Here is a 14,074-nt window from a genome sequence, read left to right on the forward strand (position 1 = left end):
CACTTTGAAACCCTAAGGTATCAAATGATACCCAGAGGTTACAAGCTTTTTTTTCAAATTAAATTCACACATTGATTTTTACAACTCAGTAAACACCTCAAAATGCACTTGCAATACCTGTTTGAAAGGTAATACATGACAAATGTCATCAAACTCTGATGACATTTGTGCATACCCTTAGTTCAAGACCTTCGGCAATATTGACGCACTGTGATAACTAAGAGAGTGAGCATCATGTCCAACACAAGCACAAAACTAAGCAACTTAAAGCAGGTACCTTTAGTTCCTTTTTCTGAGGTAGAAAAAGTAGATGAAATGAGTCTTAGCTTGGAAGAGCATCGGGCAAGCTTTGCAAATCGAAGGTTTTTAGCACTTCCTCTAGCCGGCGCGTTGGTATGGTTTTTTATTGGCGCAAGTGCACCATTTATAAGCGAATACGCAAAAGTCATGTCGGTTTGGTTGGGGACAGGTTGTATTTTTTATTTAGGCCTATTGTTCTCTCGTTTTACGGGAGAAAACTTCATTTCACAAAGCAAACAGAAAAACCCGTTTGATCTACTATTTTTGTCAGCCATCGGTATGTCGCTATTGGTATTTGGTATTGCTATGCCTGTTGCACAAATAGACCACACTACAATTCCCTTTACGGTGGGGATATTAGCAGGGCTAATGTGGATGGTGTTGTCTTGGATTATTCAACACTGGGTAGGTTATGCGCATGCAATAATGAGGACGGTAGGAATAGTAATCGCTTGGTATTCTTTTCCCGAGCAACGTTTTGAGTCCATTTCTGCGGTCATTGTTATTAGTTACGTAGTTTCCATCATTGCTCTTGAAATGCGCTTCCGTCAGCTGAACAAGTCAGCATAAACGCGAATAAATTTTAATAAAAAGGAAAGAAAATTATGACATATGTGTTTTTGAGTCTAGCGATTCTTGTCGAAGTCATTGCGACCCTTTTACTTAAGGCTTCAAATGGTTGGGAAAAAGTAGAATATGGTTCTGCAGCTGCATTTTTATATGTTATTTCTGGTATTTTGTTTAGCTTGGTTTTGAAAAATATGGGAGTTGGTGTTGCTTATGCGATTTGGTCAGGAATGGGCATTGCATTGATAACAGCAGCCTCAGTGGTGTTTTATAAACAAGTCTTTGATTATTATGCGATAGCAGGTATTTTAATGATTGTCAGTGGAACATTATTAATCACCCTGAAATCAAGCGTGGTGTTGCAGTAATTGGCACTTATTTAAAGGAATAAAGAAGATATGTTTAATGCTTATGATGATGTCCAGCTGAAGCTACCCAAGTTAGCTTCTGACAACAAGAAAAAGTGGTCTTATGGCTCGTTAGTATTTTCACTGTTTTACTTTGTTCCTTTATTTTTTACACCCGACATAACGAAAGAGCAAACGGTGTACATGTTGTTATGTTATGTGGCTTTTTTAGCCACTCATATTTTTGCTCTTAATAGCGGCTTAAAGGCCTTCCCTATTTTGTTGTTAACTGCGGTAGTGATCTCTAGTTCCTTTGTCAGTATCGGAGGTTATGCTTTGTATGGCTATCCTCTATTTATTTTGGGCTATCAATACCGCTTAAAACAATCCGTTTTTTTTGCAGCTGGTATCGTTGTCGTTGCATTTTTGATTCATCAATTATGGTGGCAATATGTCTGGTTCGTATTTATTCAGTTCTTGTTTATATCATTGGGACTATATGCTTTTGGACTGATGGAGAGAAAAGAAACACTGCATCAGCTTGCACAGATCCAATCAGCAGACGAAATTAAACACTTAAGCAGCATTGCTGAACGCGAACGAATTGGTAGGGACTTACATGATATAGCGGGGCATGCCTTGTCTAGTATTTCCCTAAAAGCTCAAGTTGCCGCAAAAATGATTGAAAAACAGCGTTATGCTACCGCAAAAGATGAAGTACTTGCGCTTGCAGAACTCTCTCAAAGTTTATTATCTGAAATTCGAAAAACAGTGTCGAACATTAAACAGCTTTCACTGAGTGACGAGTTAGAGAAACTATTCGAACAGCTTAGAGCGAACGATATTATTGTGAATAAAAAGATAAACCACCAGGTACTTGGTAAACTGAGTGCCCTACAAGAAACTCAATTGTCATTGATATTTAAAGAGGCAATCACTAATGTCCTTCGGCACTCAAATTCTAGCGTGGTGAATATCTCTATTGAATTAGATGACGTTACACAGATGTTGTTACTTGTGATTGAAAACGACGGCATTACCCATGCAAAGTATCAATCAAGTAATGGTCTGAATGGTATTCAAGAACGAGTAGCTAATCTTGGCGGCGAGTTGAATATTGTTGTTGATTCTCTGTTCAGTCTCTTTATCGCACTGCCATTAAATAGGGACACTTTATGATTACTATCGCAATTGCAGAGGATCAAGCTCTCGTTAGGGACGCGATTGCTACGCTTCTTGATTTGGAAGCAGATATTAAGGTGATTGGCAGTTTTGGGGATGGGCAGCAAATGCGCGAATGGCTAGCCTCGGACTCTCCGTTGCCTGATATTATTTTAAGTGACATTGAAATGCCAAGAATGAGCGGGATAGCATTAGCTGAATACTGTTTAAACGAGGGTATTTCAAGTAAGTTTGTCATTATGACGACCTTTGCTAAACCTGGTTATATCCAGCGCGCAATGTCGCTGGGAGTAAAGGGATTTACACTAAAAGAAGCCAGCAGTGACGACTTGGTTGAAAATATTAAAAAAGTTTATTCTGGTTTAAAGGTGATAAATCCAGAACTTGCGCTTTCTGCATTGGGCGAGCAGGACCCATTAAGTGAGAAAGAGAGAAAAGCACTAGCGTTCGCCGGTGATGGTTTAAAAACAAAAGAGATTTCCGAAAAACTATTTTTATCTGAAGGTACGGTGCGAAATTACTTGTCTGAAGCGATCAGTAAATTAAATGCAACTAATAGAGTCGATGCAGCAAGAATTGCTAAGCATAAAGGATGGCTCTAGCGATATTTTAACTAGGATAAAGATGAAATAATAAAGCTGCTATTCATGTGCATGCTTATCTATTCGTTGGGCTTTTTGATATTCCATATCATTTGAGCAAAGCTTGGTTAGTACTAGTTAACGGTATACTCAATTACCTTATTTCTACCCTTTAATTTCCCCTCATATAGCGCTTGGTCAGCTTGTTTAAAAGCATCAATAACTTGCTCTGCTTTGTGGCAACTCACCCATCCTATGCATGCGCCTATTTTGAGTGCGGGAAAGCTAGCGATAGTCGTGGTGTTTATGTATGCATGAAGTGAACGCAGAGTCGTCTCAAAATCTTCTTTTGTGGTGTTTTTAGCGACAATAGCAAATTCTTCACCACCATATCTACCGGCGATGGTTTGCGTGTTTGAAAGTGATTTAATTAGTTTGCCAATCTGCTGTAACACTAAGTCACCACCTTCATGACCATGGGTATCGTTTATTTTTTTAAAATGATCCAAATCTAACATTGCTAAACATATAGGTGCGCAGTCGTCATTTAATTTATCAACAAACAGATCGATGCTTCGCCTATTGGGAAGTTGCGTTAAACTATCGATATGAGCCAGATCTTTGAGTTGTTGATTAGACGCTTCGAGTTCGGTAGTCCTTTCTTTTACCAGCTCTTCAAGTTTTTTAGCCTGTTGGCTATTGAATTCAGACTGTTGTTTTTGACGATCACGGTCATCTTTCAAGACTCTTAGCAAATAGGCACCAGTAAAAAAGATCATTAAGAAGCACGTGAGTACTAGGCCCTTCATTATTGCTGCTTTGGGTTCAATACCAAGATCGATACCAAGTGCAAATGCCACTAATATCAAGCCTCCGAGTATGACCGGAAGCATTGAAATAGTGAACCATTTTGCTTTTGCTGAACCAGCCTTGAGTTCCAATACTATGATGACAATCAGCAAAACATTGAAAGGGAAGAACCACAGCAATGGAAAATCCAATGCTAGTTTGAGATGACCACTTACAAAAAATATCAGTCCAGCACTTGGCAGTAAGGCAGTGTAGCCAATTAATAGTCGCCCCCTTTTTACAAGCTGTTTTCTACTTGATAGGGCTGCAATAGACATCCAAGCGGCACTTAGCATGATGGAATACACGGTAAATGCATATGTAATGTCGTTTAACCAGGGTGCAGAGGGCCATAATAATTCAAATCCGTAACCGAAAACGCGGTATAGCCATGCTTGTACTGCAAATGCGAATGCTGCGAAACTTAAAAACACTAGCCGTTTCGTTACGATAAACATTAGTATTGCAATTAGCACTAACAGTGACATGGCACCGAAAAACATCATGTCTAACTGGAGGGTATTTCTGTAGCTTTTACTAATGAGTACAGGTGTGGCTAATTCAAATGAGTACCTAAGAATCTTTCCCTGCATGTGCCCAAAGACGTTAATTGTTTCCTGAGATCTAATTTGTAAGGGAAAGTGATAGTTGGGAGCGTCTATAGGCCGACTGTGATAGGGGAGAGCATCGCCGGTGACCCATGAATTGGCTCCGTCACTAACAGTGAGTTTTTCTATTGATGGAAATTCAATCGTTAACCAAATGTGTTGATCATCACTTAAGGTGTTTTTGATACTCATTCTAAAGTGAAGAAACATCTCGGGATGAATATCAGCGTCTTTGAATCTTTGACTTTGCCACACTTCGTTGCCACGCAATTCAGGACTAGCTGAAAGTGTATACTCAATAGCGTTATTGATATCGATACGTTGTTTAGGGTCGACAAAAATTGCCAAGGGTGCCGCGTGCAAACTTGATACAAAAATGAGCAGGAAAATTGAAAGCCACCGTTTATTCATTAACACTATATCTGTTTATTTTGGGCTTTCTTTAGGTGTTAAAAACTAGGGCAATAAGCAGATTGGCACATTATCGCCCTAGTGAGTGTTTCAAGGTTTTGAAGCGGCGAGTTGGAAATTGTCTTTGCCAGAGCGTTTTGCCAAGTAATCAGCGTTTTTGGGTGCGCCATTGCTCATAGCAAAGGTGATAGGATCCATGCCATTGCATTTTAACCCTTCAATAATGGCGCGTTCGTTTAAATGAGCTCTTTTTATTGCTCTCTTTAATGATAGTTTGTTCCCGGACTTAATAGCCGTGCAAACCGCAACCAAGCGTTTTTCGACTGTTGGATCAACGGGGCCAGCATTGACCTCTGTTGCGGTACTTAGTAGCAATTGAGCACTAAAGGCGACGACACTTAATTTAATTAACTTATTCATAATAATCTCTGCATTTTGGTTTGGGAGAGGCTTTACAATACAGTGATCAAATTGCAATAGGGGGCGTCTGTGACAAAGCTAACAGTTCAGGTGATGAAGGGAGTGTTTTGCGTGCTGTAGGCCTTTTTGCTTTCATAAAAAGGCCTCAGCTAGTGACTATTTTTTAAAACTCATGTAGCGCTGATAAGTGTCGCCCAAGTAGAGTTTAAGTAGTTTTTCTGGGGCACTTGGCAAATGTACACTCAGCAACAAGCCTGGGGTGTGGTTAAAACTTGTATCGATGCCAAGTGCGTGGAATTTTGCGCCTAACTTTTGATATTGCTTAGCCAAAATAGGGATGTCTTTTCCGTCTTCTTCTGTCGATGCCAGATAAGTACTCAAGTGTTCCGCCAATGGAAGTTGATGAGCCAGTGCTGCAATTTCTGGATGCATTTCAAAATTTAAGGTGTGGCGAGGTGCAACATCTTGATGGCTATTTGGTTCGATCAATGCCTGTTCGATTAATTTGACGCTTCGCGCATCGTATAACTTACTAATACTCACTGTACCGTACAGTGTTCTATATTGAGGAAATTGACTTACAAAAGCACCAATACCTTTCCAAAGCATTAATAGTCCTTGATACGAGCCTTGCATTTCGGGGATTAGGAACGAACGGCCCATTTCCATTGCAGGTTCAGTTTGATTCACAAAACTGGGGTTAAACTTAAACATTTTATGCAAGTAAAGACCTTCTAACCCTTCTTTTTCAATTAAACGATCGGTTAGTCCCATTCGATATGCACCTACTATTTTTTCTTGAACATCATCGACAATAAAAAGGTGCGTGTAGGTTGCATCAAAACGATCTGTATCAAGCGGCTCTCCGCTGCCTTCATTGTGTTGTCTAAACACTAATTCACGGAGTCTGGCAATTTCCGTAACCACACTGGGCATTTGATGTTGATAACCATAATAGGCAGAAAAGCGTTTAACTTTGACAAGCTTTTGGTTTGCGGGGAGTGCTGCTAATTCTTTTTTGAGTTGTGCTTTTTCGATTTCAGCAATGATAGGCTGCTGTTTTTGGACCAAATCAGCTGGCCACTGATAACGCCAAGTACTCTCTTGAGCGTAGCTGAGTGCGCGACATAAATCAGCTCGTGAATCGTTATTGAGCGTTTTGTTGAAGCGTTTGGAGTTGATAGCCGTTCCTGCACTAATAGAAATTGATGCGCCAGATTTGTTAAGCAGTTCGCGGCCTAATAATAACATGCGCAATTTAAAGAATAAGCGCTCTACACGGTAAAACAAGTGACTGTTTTTACCACTGACAAAAACCGGTACAAAAAGACATTGGTCGATATTCACTAAACGGCCAACTAATTTATTCCAAGGGCATTCGCTGATCCCACCTTTACTTTTCTCAAAGTAAGAAACTTTACCGGCGGGGAAAATCAATAAAGCCCCTTGGTTATTAATCTGCTTTACACACTGCCTGAGTGATGGTGCATTTTGGGGATCATTTGGGGATAAAGGGTTGGTGAATATAAAATAGTCTTTTAGTTCCCTAAAAATACCCAGGCCTTTGTTCGCTAGGACCTTGAGATCCGGACGAACCTCACCTATTGCTCTTGCTAAAATAACGCCTTCGATCCCACCAAATGGATGATTACTTGCGATGACAACCGGCCCTACTTTTGGGATTTTGGCTTGAAGTGCCTCAATACCAGTAATATCAAGTTGCAGCACTTCTATTAGCTTATCTGCAAATGCTTCTTTACTCAGACCTTGCATGTCGTGAGCTTGATACAACTCATTCATTTTTTTCACACCTAAAATACTGTCTAAGACTGACATTAAGATGCGTTTAACTGAGGATGCATTAGGAGCTAGGTTATTGATGCTGATAGAACTAAGGTTTTGCGACATTAACTTACTTTCTTTTTGTGATGACTTGAAGACAAGCCCCAGTTTCAATGAGCTAGGCGCTTACTATTACATGTAATGATAGACCCAAGAGTAGCGCTTTTTCTTTCAAGCCACAAATGCACATGCGAGTTGAAGGCTTTTCAGGCATAATGTGCGCCGTTAACGCGCATCTATAGCAAAAACTCCATAAACACTCGCTACATTGCGTATATTCTTAGTTAATTCCCAAGACAAGAGTTAAGGCACGATATGACTTCAATTACTATTCAAACACCTGATGATTGGCATTTGCATTTTCGCGATGGCGAGATGTTAAAAGAAACAGTGCCAGCTACTGCGCGTTGTTTCAAGCGAGCGATTGTTATGCCTAACTTAGTACCGCCGGTGACGACTACGGATATGGCATTGGATTACCGAGAAAGGATATTAGCGGCTTCACCTAAGGGGAGTGATTTTAACCCTCTAGTCACGCTGTTTTTAACAGATAAGACGAGCGCTGAGGAGATTAAGAAAGCCAAAGAAAACGGTATTGTTGCCTCAAAAATGTATCCTGCCGGAGCGACAACAAACTCTGATGCAGCTGTAAAAGGCATTAAAGCCCTTTACCCAGTGTTTGAGGCGATGCAAGAAGTCGGGATGTTATTACTTATTCACGGAGAGGTTACCGAGTCGCATATTGATATCTTTGATCGAGAAGCGCTGTTTATCGATACCTACCTGCGAGATATTGTTAATGACTTTCCTGAATTAAAAGTTGTGTTTGAGCACATAACAACTAAAGATGCTGCCGACTTTGTTTTAGAATCTTCAAGCAATGTGGCGGCGACCATCACTCCTCAACACTTGTTGTTAAACCGAAATGATTTATTGGTGGGCGGCGTGCGTCCTCATAACTATTGTTTGCCAGTATTGAAGCGAAATACACATCAACAAGCTTTGCGCGCGGTGGTGAAATCCGGTTCTCCCAAATTCTTCTTAGGTACAGACTCAGCACCCCATGAAAAACACAAAAAAGAATCAGCGTGTGGTTGTGCTGGATGTTACAGCGCATGGAGCGCAATTGAACTTTATGCAAAAGTGTTTGAAGACTTAGACGCGCTTGATAAATTAGAAGGCTTTGCTAGTCACTATGGCCCTGACTTTTATGGTCTTGCTCGAAACGAAGGTACGATCACATTGAAAAAAGAAAAGTGGACCATCCCTGAATCTATTGCTTTACCAACAGGCGATAATATAGTCCCATTTTTTGCTGGTGAATCTATAAATTGGAAGCTAGTGTAAATGACAACAAGCAATTTATCGTTTGATGGTTTAGCACTCGCGCCGGCCCTTTTTGAAGCATTGGCGTCTCTGAAATATACACACATGACGCAGACTCAAGCCGAATGTTTACCTCTCTTACTTAAAGGTAATGATGTCGCTGTCCAAGCAAAAACCGGTAGCGGTAAAACCTTAGCGTTTGCCTTAGGCTTATTGTCGCGAATCGATATTGAAAATCGAGACCCACAAGCTTTAATAATGTGCCCAACGCGCGAACTTGCAGAGCAAGTCGCAGAGCAAGTGCGTTTGATCGGTAAACGCCTTGCAAATTTGAAAGTACTTGAATTGGTCGGAGGTATCCCACTTGGTCCGCAATTAAAATCGCTCAAATTTGGCGCTCAAGTTGTAGTGGGAACTCCTGGCCGAATTATGGATCATATTGGTAAACGTAGCTTAAATCTGAAATCCGTTAATTGCTTTGTGCTCGATGAAGCCGATCGTATGCTTGATATGGGCTTTGAGGATGAAATGAAAATTGTATTGCGTGAACTGTCGCATAGTGAGACGGCTCGAAACCGACAAACGCTCTTATTTTCGGCAACATATCCTGAAAAAGTACAAGAAATTACGACTAAATATCAGCGCAGTGCAACGTTTATCAAAGTGGAATCGCAAGTTGTAAATTTGGCAATTGAGCAATGCGCTTACCGGGTTATGGACGAGCATAGAAGTCAAGCTGTTGCTGCGTTGTTAACACACTATCAAAAGGTTTCTAATATCGTTTTTTGTCGCACTAAAGTCGAAACCAAAGAGCTCATTGAAGACTTAACTCACGCGGGTTTCGCTGTCGCTGGATTACATGGTGATTTAGAGCAGCCTGAACGTAGTCAAGTCTTAGCACGTTTTGCAGGAAAAACCTTGACCGTGCTTGTGGCTACGGATGTGGCCGCACGTGGATTAGATATTCAAGGCGTTGATTTAGTTATCAATCATCGTGTCAGTGAAGATGTCGATACGCATACACATCGCATTGGTAGAACGGGCCGAGCGGGTGAAACCGGGCTTGCAGTGACGATCATCGATGGCAAAGAAGAAGATAAGTTGGATGAAATAGCAGCCAAAACAGATGTGACAATTAAAAAACATAATATTCAAACGGTCCGTTTCCATGCTAATCGAATCGTTGAGCCTGAGTTTGTTTGTATTGGTGTTGATGGTGGCAAGCGAGATAAACTGCGACCAGGTGATTTGCTAGGTGCCTTAACTAAAGATGCCGATGTGCCTGGTGAGGATATTGGAAAGATCAGTATTGCAGCTCGCAAATCTTACATCGCTATAAAGCTGAGAAGTGTAAAGCGAGCGATGACTTTATTTCGCGAGAGTAAAATAAAAGGAAAACGGTTTAAGGCTAGGAAGTTTTAGCCTTTTCCTTCAAGCACTTCACGCATTCTTTCTTGAACTACTTGAACTAACATATCCGGCTGGAATTTAGAGATAAATCGATTACAGCCGACTTTTTCAACCATTGCTTCATTGAAACTGCCGCTCAACGATGTGTTGAGGGTAATAAAAAGGTCATGCATGCGCGGGTCATCGCGCACTTCCGCTGTCAATCGATACCCATCCATTTCAGGCATCTCTGCGTCGGTGAACATCATGAGTATCTCATCTTTGATATTCTTCCCCTCGTCCGCCCAAGCTTTCAATTTGTTAAGTGCAGCAAGTCCATTTTTCTCTTCAATTATTTCAATGCCGAGTTGCGAGAGTGTCTCTTTGATTTGCCATCGAGCTGTCGCTGAATCATCAACAATCAAGATCTTTTTACCGTTAAGATGCGCGGTTACATCGTGGTCGAGGATTTCATCGGAAATAGACGTATCATAGGCCACTATTTCTGCGAGTACTTTTTCAACATCTATAATCTCGACTAATTCTTCGTGTCCATCTACATCAACGCGTGTGATCGCCGTCAAATAATGATTTTTGCCCGCTGAATTTGGCGGCGGTTGGATATCGCTCCACGATGTATTTACGATGTTCATAATCTGGCCAATGATAAATCCCTGCACACTTCGATTGTATTCGGTGATAATGACGCTGGTGGGCTCGTAGTTGGCATTGTTGTGCGATAATTTTATTGCTGATCTAAGGTCGATCAAAGGGATAGAGTCACCACGATAATTGGTTACGCCGTTAATATGATAATGAGAACCTGGCATTTGATTCATTTTAGGAATGGTAATGACCTCTTTGACCTTAAACACATTCAATGCAAATGTGTGACGAGAACCTAGCTTAAACATCAATAATTCTAGACGGTTCTCACCTACTAGCTTGGTTCGTTGGTCAATTGAGGACATCAAATTTGACATGCTTTTACTCGCTCATGTTGCAGGTTATTATCTTTGCGAAAACTTCCTTTTCTCACACTTTTCCGCGCTTTTTATGGATATCGACCTCAATGTTGGTTTTACTTAGCACTTTCTTTTAGTTTGATGACGGAGAAGGAGCGTTTAGGTTGACTTTCCTAAGTAACTTTATAACTCTAAATTCTAACTCTTTTGGTTGAAATGGCTTTGACAAATAGTCATTTACTCCGGCTTCGACAGCAGATAAAACGCGGCCTTTTTCATTGGATGCTGTCAACATTAGAAATGGAATATGTTTGCTTTCTTCTTTTGACCTGACGAGTTGCAGTAATTCTAAACCGGTTGTCCTAGGCATATCCCAATCACACACAATCATATCGATTTTTTGGTTTTGTATAATTTTCCATGCTTCTTCGCCGTCAAAAGTGGTGGATATCTTCGAAGCACCAAGGTCACGTAAGCAGGCCTTTATCATACTGCGAATAGCTTCCATGTCATCAACTATTAGAATATGAATTTGCTTTAAAAGCTTACTGGGATCTTGCATCAAACGCCTTTTTAGTATTTATCTTCTACGAGTATTACTATCGGCAAAATTATTAAATCGTTAATCCTTTCACTTGCATTTTTGATTTTTAAGAGTCGCTATAAAGAGCAAAGTATAAGATTGGGCGATACTTCGCTTTACTTCACAGAAGTAAAGGTAGACTTTTCGCAGGTTAATCTCGCTATGAAATACATTGTGCTTTTTCTCGCAGTGGCCAATACTTTAGTTAGATGACTCTTTAGCAAACGAAAGTTTATTATGGGAAGTCGGTCTTAAAGAGTACACGTCATTTATCTTAATAATAAGAGAGGCACGCTTATGAACAACACAATTATCGCGTTAACCGGATATATTTCATGGATTTTAGTATTGCTTGTGATACTCGCTGCATATCGCACTCAGTTTGCAAAAAAAAATCAAAAATCACTTAAATTCAAATCTGACGGAAGCGATACGGATGCACTGGGCGAACGTATTACTCGCGCTCAAGCAAATTGTGTTGAAAGCTTTAGTTTTATTGGGGGGACGATGCTGTTGGCGATTGCTACAGGTGCATCTGTAATTACAGATGGTTTAGCGCTTTATGTGTTGGTGGCTAGACTGGCTCAGTCTATAGTGCACTTAAGTTCAACTTCCAATATGGCAATCCAAATTAGGTTTGTGTTTTTCTTAATACAAGTTGTCATTTGTATTTATTGGTTATATTCGATATCAATGAAATTTCTTTAATTAAAACCTGATAAATTAGACACATTCCATTTTGGCCATAATGAGTTACTAAATGATAGAATCTCGTTATGGCGTCTCCCTTTTTTGAGCACAAGCACTTACATGTTTTCTTTTTTTGAACGACTAACTAAGCCTTTTCCCGATACTCCACCTAGCATCCCGCCCAAAAGCTTTGTAGCATTTTGTCGTCACTATTCAACTGGGATGTGGCCAGTCTTAATCAGTGTTTCTCTACTCAGTGCAATCATCGCTATTCTAGAAGTCTCGCTTTTTGGATATATGGGGCAATTGGTTGATTGGTTTTCAACACGTGATCCGGCCACTTTTATCGAAGAAGAAAAGAGCAGCCTAATATGGATGGGCGCGGTTGTTCTCATTATTTTACCCGGCTTGGTAATTTTAGAATCAATGTTCACCCACCAGTCTCTTTTGGGTAATTTTCCGATGAGAATAAGATGGCAAGCCCATCGATACTTATTAGGACAGAGTATCTCTTTCTATCAAGATGAGTTTGCTGGGCGTGTCGCAACCAAGGTAATGCAAACCGCACTGTCAGTTCGCGAAACCGTGATGAAAATCATGAATCTTGCCGTTTATATCTGTGTGTATTTTATCAGTGTTGTCGCGTTAGTGTTTGCAACCGACTGGCGCTTAGCCATGCCTTTGATAGTGTGGTTGATAGTGTATGTGTGCATTTTGTACGTGATGCTACCTCGATTAAAACGAGTTTCTCAAAAGCAAGCGGATGCTCGCTCAATCATGACTGGTCGTATCGTCGATAGTTACACAAACATTATGACGGTAAAGTTGTTTTCTCACCATCGTCGTGAAGAAGAATACGCGTTTGATGCGATGAACAAGTTTTTACAGACTGTATATCCTCAAATGAGATTGGCAACTACATTACAGGCCATGGTGTGGGTGGCAAATTCTTTACTTGTATTTTGTGTCAGTGGTTTGGCGATTTTACTTTGGGTTGAAGGGCTAGTCTCTCCGGGAGATATTGCGATTGCGGTTAGTTTGAGTCTAAGACTAAACGGCATGTCTCAGTGGATCATGTGGGAAGTGTCCTCTTTATTTGAAAATATAGGCACAGTGCAAGATGGTATTAATACCTTGGCAGTCCCATCGAAAGTAGAAGATAAAAATGACGCAAAAAAACTTAAGGTATCAGGCGGTAGAGTTGAGTTCGATTCAGTTAATTTTTCTTATGCAGGTGCAAATGACAATCTCGTTCACGTATTTAAGGATTTGCAACTCGATATCAAAGCAGGTGAAAAAGTTGGCCTTGTCGGTCGCTCAGGGGCAGGAAAGTCAACGTTAGTCAACTTACTACTCAGATTCTATGACATCCAAAGTGGTCATATTAGAATTGATGGACAAGTACTCACAGATGTATCGCAAGAAAGCTTGCGAGCGCACATCAGTATGGTCACTCAAGATACCTCGCTAATGCATCGATCTGTGCGCGACAATATCATATACGGCCGTACTTCAGCATCCGAAGAGGAAATGATTAATGCTGCAAAACAGGCGGAAGCACATGACTTTATACTTTCGCTTTCAGACTCAAAGGGGCGAACGGGTTACGATGCTCATGTTGGAGAGCGCGGCGTTAAGCTCAGTGGCGGTCAACGACAACGCATTGCGATTGCTAGAGTTATGCTCAAGGACGCGCCGATTTTAGTGTTAGATGAAGCAACATCGGCATTGGACTCTGAGGTCGAGGCCGCAATACAAGATTGTCTTAATAAAATAATGGATGATAAGACCGTGTTAGCGATTGCTCATCGATTGTCTACAATAGCTCAGATGGATCGACTACTTGTGTTAGATAAAGGGCGTATTGTCGAGCAAGGTAGTCATCAGGAGCTTTTGGATCTTGGTGGTATATACGCAAAGCTATGGGAACATCAAACTGGTGGTTTCCTCGGTATTGAGTAAACATATAAGAATCAGCGCACAGTTGAACTGCGCGCTGATGTGATGTGAATGC

13 protein-coding genes are annotated in these 14,074 nt (G+C 40.8%); 8 read left to right on the forward strand and 5 right to left on the reverse strand.

Going from position 1 to position 14,074, the window contains the following annotated elements:
- Nucleotides 1-234 precede the first annotated feature (234 nt).
- From KUL10_RS11650 to KUL10_RS11665, 4 genes are read left to right on the forward strand one after another with little or no spacing between them, the layout of a single operon-like run.
- On the forward strand, nt 235-870 hold the full coding sequence (locus tag KUL10_RS11650; protein WP_233499798.1) for a hypothetical protein: 636 nt from the start codon (nt 235-237) through the stop codon (nt 868-870).
- Nucleotides 871-905: 35 nt separating this feature from the next.
- Complete coding sequence (locus tag KUL10_RS11655; protein ID WP_110429108.1) at nt 906-1,235, forward strand: multidrug efflux SMR transporter; 330 nt, start codon at nt 906-908, stop codon at nt 1,233-1,235.
- Nucleotides 1,236-1,265: 30 nt separating this feature from the next.
- Entirely contained in the window at nt 1,266-2,393 is a 1,128-nt protein-coding gene (locus KUL10_RS11660; RefSeq protein ID WP_110429109.1) for a sensor histidine kinase, read from the forward strand.
- Nucleotides 2,390-2,998, forward strand: a complete 609-nt coding sequence (locus tag KUL10_RS11665) for a DNA-binding response regulator (protein WP_110429110.1) — start codon at nt 2,390-2,392, stop codon at nt 2,996-2,998. Before KUL10_RS11660 ends, KUL10_RS11665 begins: the two co-directional genes overlap by 4 nt.
- 113 nt (nt 2,999-3,111) lie before the next feature.
- Here KUL10_RS11665 and KUL10_RS11670 read toward each other — a convergent pair whose 3' ends face one another.
- The 3 genes from KUL10_RS11670 to KUL10_RS11680 all read right to left on the reverse strand — a co-directional run bounded on the left by KUL10_RS11670 (nt 3,112) and on the right by KUL10_RS11680 (nt 7,173).
- Complete coding sequence (locus tag KUL10_RS11670) at nt 3,112-4,845, reverse strand: diguanylate cyclase (RefSeq protein WP_110429111.1); 1,734 nt, start codon at nt 4,843-4,845, stop codon at nt 3,112-3,114.
- Nucleotides 4,846-4,935: 90 nt separating this feature from the next.
- Nucleotides 4,936-5,265: a DUF3718 domain-containing protein gene (locus KUL10_RS11675; protein WP_110429112.1), complete on the reverse strand. Its 330-nt coding sequence runs from the start codon at nt 5,263-5,265 to the stop codon at nt 4,936-4,938.
- Nucleotides 5,266-5,421: 156 nt separating this feature from the next.
- Complete coding sequence (locus KUL10_RS11680; RefSeq protein ID WP_110429281.1) at nt 5,422-7,173, reverse strand: lysophospholipid acyltransferase family protein; 1,752 nt, start codon at nt 7,171-7,173, stop codon at nt 5,422-5,424.
- A gap of 249 nt (nt 7,174-7,422) precedes the next feature.
- Between KUL10_RS11680 and pyrC the strand changes: the two genes are divergently transcribed.
- On the forward strand, nt 7,423-8,454 hold the full coding sequence (gene pyrC, locus KUL10_RS11685; RefSeq protein WP_110429113.1) for a dihydroorotase: 1,032 nt from the start codon (nt 7,423-7,425) through the stop codon (nt 8,452-8,454).
- Nucleotides 8,455-9,855, forward strand: coding sequence for an ATP-dependent RNA helicase DbpA (gene dbpA / locus KUL10_RS11690; protein ID WP_110429114.1), 1,401 nt, complete (start codon nt 8,455-8,457; stop codon nt 9,853-9,855).
- Here dbpA and KUL10_RS11695 read toward each other — a convergent pair.
- Both KUL10_RS11695 and KUL10_RS11700 read right to left on the reverse strand, forming a co-directional pair.
- Nucleotides 9,852-10,805: a chemotaxis protein CheV gene (locus KUL10_RS11695; protein WP_110429115.1), complete on the reverse strand. Its 954-nt coding sequence runs from the start codon at nt 10,803-10,805 to the stop codon at nt 9,852-9,854. The genes dbpA and KUL10_RS11695 overlap by 4 nt on opposite strands.
- Before the next feature lie 115 nt (nt 10,806-10,920).
- A complete protein-coding gene (locus KUL10_RS11700) occupies nt 10,921-11,349 on the reverse strand; it encodes a PleD family two-component system response regulator (protein ID WP_110429116.1) in 429 nt (142 codons plus the stop codon).
- Between the two features lie 318 nt (nt 11,350-11,667).
- Between KUL10_RS11700 and KUL10_RS11705 the strand changes: the two genes are divergently transcribed.
- Together KUL10_RS11705 and KUL10_RS11710 are read left to right on the forward strand one after the other, a co-directional pair.
- Nucleotides 11,668-12,078, forward strand: coding sequence for an MAPEG family protein (locus KUL10_RS11705; RefSeq protein ID WP_110429117.1), 411 nt, complete (start codon nt 11,668-11,670; stop codon nt 12,076-12,078).
- A 102-nt stretch (nt 12,079-12,180) separates the two neighbouring features.
- Nucleotides 12,181-14,022, forward strand: coding sequence for an ABC transporter ATP-binding protein (locus KUL10_RS11710; protein WP_110429118.1), 1,842 nt, complete (start codon nt 12,181-12,183; stop codon nt 14,020-14,022).
- Nucleotides 14,023-14,074 lie beyond the last annotated feature (52 nt).

Source organism: Glaciecola sp. KUL10 (assembly GCF_003203515.1).
Taxonomy (GTDB): domain Bacteria; phylum Pseudomonadota; class Gammaproteobacteria; order Enterobacterales; family Alteromonadaceae; genus Glaciecola.

Excerpts from the sequence above, each read along its gene's own strand:
- KUL10_RS11650 (WP_233499798.1), top strand. The coding sequence starts at position 235 with ATGTCCAACACAAGCACAAAACTAAGCAACTTAAAGCAGGTACCTTTA.
- KUL10_RS11655 (WP_110429108.1), top strand. The coding sequence starts at position 906 with ATGACATATGTGTTTTTGAGTCTAGCGATTCTTGTCGAAGTCATTGCG.
- KUL10_RS11660 (WP_110429109.1), top strand. The coding sequence starts at position 1,266 with ATGTTTAATGCTTATGATGATGTCCAGCTGAAGCTACCCAAGTTAGCT.
- KUL10_RS11665 (WP_110429110.1), top strand. The coding sequence starts at position 2,390 with ATGATTACTATCGCAATTGCAGAGGATCAAGCTCTCGTTAGGGACGCG.
- KUL10_RS11670 (WP_110429111.1), bottom strand. The coding sequence starts at position 4,845 with ATGAATAAACGGTGGCTTTCAATTTTCCTGCTCATTTTTGTATCAAGT.
- KUL10_RS11675 (WP_110429112.1), bottom strand. The coding sequence starts at position 5,265 with ATGAATAAGTTAATTAAATTAAGTGTCGTCGCCTTTAGTGCTCAATTG.
- KUL10_RS11680 (WP_110429281.1), bottom strand. The coding sequence starts at position 7,173 with ATGTCGCAAAACCTTAGTTCTATCAGCATCAATAACCTAGCTCCTAAT.
- pyrC (WP_110429113.1), top strand. The coding sequence starts at position 7,423 with ATGACTTCAATTACTATTCAAACACCTGATGATTGGCATTTGCATTTT.
- dbpA (WP_110429114.1), top strand. The coding sequence starts at position 8,455 with ATGACAACAAGCAATTTATCGTTTGATGGTTTAGCACTCGCGCCGGCC.
- KUL10_RS11695 (WP_110429115.1), bottom strand. The coding sequence starts at position 10,805 with ATGTCAAATTTGATGTCCTCAATTGACCAACGAACCAAGCTAGTAGGT.
- KUL10_RS11700 (WP_110429116.1), bottom strand. The coding sequence starts at position 11,349 with ATGCAAGATCCCAGTAAGCTTTTAAAGCAAATTCATATTCTAATAGTT.
- KUL10_RS11705 (WP_110429117.1), top strand. The coding sequence starts at position 11,668 with ATGAACAACACAATTATCGCGTTAACCGGATATATTTCATGGATTTTA.
- KUL10_RS11710 (WP_110429118.1), top strand. The coding sequence starts at position 12,181 with ATGTTTTCTTTTTTTGAACGACTAACTAAGCCTTTTCCCGATACTCCA.